The sequence below is a fragment of the Acinetobacter sp. ME22 genome, assembly GCF_022012315.1.
GTDB classification, from domain to species: Bacteria; Pseudomonadota; Gammaproteobacteria; order Pseudomonadales; family Moraxellaceae; genus Acinetobacter; species Acinetobacter brisouii_A.
The window spans coordinates 1-691 of record NZ_JAKLTL010000042.1 but is presented as its reverse complement, the minus strand read 5'-3'; the positions used below and the strand labels follow the sequence as shown (position 1 = coordinate 691).

The following is a 691-nucleotide window of genomic DNA, read 5'->3' as shown; positions in this document are numbered from 1 at the left end:
AAGCTGTATACATTAAAAAATGGATATCCAAGTACTCAGGCATTTGAACATGAGCTGATGGTGAGCTTTGATCCACCGTATCATTTGGTGGGCACTTGGAATGAAACAGCACTGGCTGTGGATCTGACATGGGATTTTGATGAATGACCACATTCAATATTTATCGACGAGACACTGTGAATGATCCTGTTGTTGCGATTGCAACAGGATTAACATCTAAAAACTACTCAGACTCAAGCGTGACAGAAGGAGCGACTTACCTTTATCAGATTGGTGCTGTTAAAGATGGTGTGGAAAAATTGAGTGCAGAAATTAGCGTTGCTGCCACCAACAATGATCCTTACTTTAACTTGGTGGACTCATTGATCTTTGCCGATGCCAGCAGTTTCCCATCGACTGCAATTGTTGATTCATCTACAAATGCCCGAAGTATTACAGTCGAAGGTGATGCTCAGATCGTCAGTCCATCACTGGCCACACCTCAGTTCAGTAACGGTACGATTGCCTTTGATGGTAGTTATGACCGTCTTTCATTGCCTTGTACTCAACTGCTACTTTCAGACTTTACCGCTGAAATGTGGATAGAGAGTATTGCAGGGGGGATTGCCAACGGTCGTTTATTTATGATCGGGTCACAGGACACCCAAGGCACATTGTTATTCTGTAAATACCCGAACAATGCTGTGGCAGG

At 43.6% G+C, this 691-nt stretch carries 1 pseudogene; it reads left to right on the top strand.

Annotation, left to right across the window (positions count from 1 at the left end):
• Positions 1 to 143 precede the first annotated feature (143 nt).
• Positions 144 to 691: pseudogene (locus tag LVY74_RS17600) on the top strand (LamG-like jellyroll fold domain-containing protein); the annotation flags it as partial.